The sequence below is a fragment of the Actinoplanes sp. NPDC026623 genome, from assembly GCF_040638275.1.
Lineage (GTDB): Bacteria > Actinomycetota > Actinomycetes > Mycobacteriales > Micromonosporaceae > Actinoplanes.
Window position 1 is genome coordinate 1 of the sequence record NZ_JBEZXZ010000446.1, and the last position, 1,382, is coordinate 1,382.

Sequence of the window (1,382 nt, forward strand, 5' to 3'; positions counted from 1 at the left end):
AACCTCGGCAGCCACGACTACCAGATCATGGCCACCGAGGGCTACCAGAGCAACGCCACCTCCAACATCACCGTCAGCGAAGGATCGACACCCACGACGACGCCTCCGACGACGCCTCCGACGACGCCTCCGACGACGCCCCCGACGACGCCCCCGACCAGCACGCCGCCGAATCCTGGGGGCGGGGCCTGCCGGGTGACCAACTCGGTCAACGCGTGGAACACCGGTCTGACGGACAACATCACCATCACCAACACCGGCACCACGCCCGTCAACGGCTGGACGCTGAACTTCGGCCTGGCCTCCGGGCAGACCATCACCAGCGGCTGGAGTGCCACCTACTCGCCGGCCAGCGGCCAGGTGGCGGCAACCAATGTCGGTTACAACGCCACCATCGCGCCGGGCGCCTCGACCACCATCGGGTTCCAGGCCAACCACAACGGCAACGCCGCCGCCCCGAGCGGCTTCAGCCTCAACGGCGCCGCCTGCTCCTGATCCCTGCATGTACGCGCCTGACCGGAGCAGCGGATGCTGCTCCGGTCAGCCTGCCGTCACGACTCCTGTGTCCGGGATCGAGGGTGTCGAGCCGGCCCTGCACGTCGCCTCGTACTCCAAGACTGTGGACCTGCTGGGGCGTGTCGGCCACGGTCGACCAGGCGGGCTGACCGTGCCGCCGGGTGGTTCGTCGCCGGTGCGCGCTGCCCCCGCGCTGCCCCCGCGCTGCCCGACCGCGCTGCCCGACCGCGCTGCCCGACCGCGCTGCCCGACCGCGCTGCCCCACCGGGCGGACGGCATCGCGGCCGGTGACCCGGTCGCGGACTCGATCCCGTAAGCCCAGGGCTTACGTGCTCTCATCGGTGATCGTCGGCGCGATCGTCAACCTGCTGCCGGCCCGGTGGGCACATGCTCGGAATTGCGGGGGATCGGCAGGGTGGCCCGGCTCGGCAACCCGGACGACCGGCCCGGCGACCGCGCCCGCAACCGGCGGACCTACAAGTGCGGCCCCGAGGGCAGTCGCCGCCAAAATCGACGGCCGGCCCCGCGGACGGCGCCCGCAACCGGCGGACCTAGATGTGCGGCCCCGAGGGCAGCCGGCCGCCAAATCGACGGCCGGCTGACCCAACAGCTCGGGCGTCGGCATACGCCGATGTTTCGTAGGCGGTGGCTCGGAAGCCCCGGCCGTGCGCCGCACCGGCCGGGGCTCGCTCCTAGCGCTGCAGGGTGAGCAGGCCCGGCCGCCAGGGAAGGTTGTTGTAGTCACCCCCGGCGTTGGGGTCCTTGCCTTGGTAGAGCAGTTGCAGGTTGCAGGGGTCGACGGTCTTGGTCTGGTCGGGGTTGGTGCGGACCAGGTCTCCGTGGCTGATGTCGTTGGTCCAGGTGGC

The 1,382-nt window shown here is 71.3% G+C and carries 3 protein-coding genes; 2 read left to right on the forward strand and 1 reads right to left on the reverse strand.

What is annotated here, in order from left to right; genetic code table 11:
- Positions 1 to 495, forward strand: a 495-nt coding sequence (locus tag AB0F10_RS45690) for a cellulose binding domain-containing protein (protein WP_360640898.1), incomplete at its 5' end; no start/stop codon positions are given.
- Positions 496 to 562: 67 nt separating this feature from the next.
- On the forward strand, positions 563 to 832 hold the full coding sequence (locus AB0F10_RS45695; RefSeq protein WP_360640900.1) for a hypothetical protein: 270 nt from the start codon (positions 563 to 565) through the stop codon (positions 830 to 832).
- A 376-nt stretch (positions 833 to 1,208) separates the two neighbouring features.
- Here AB0F10_RS45695 and AB0F10_RS45700 read toward each other — a convergent pair.
- The coding region (locus AB0F10_RS45700) for a non-reducing end alpha-L-arabinofuranosidase family hydrolase (RefSeq protein ID WP_360640902.1) at positions 1,209 to 1,382 on the reverse strand (174 nt) is incomplete at its 5' end.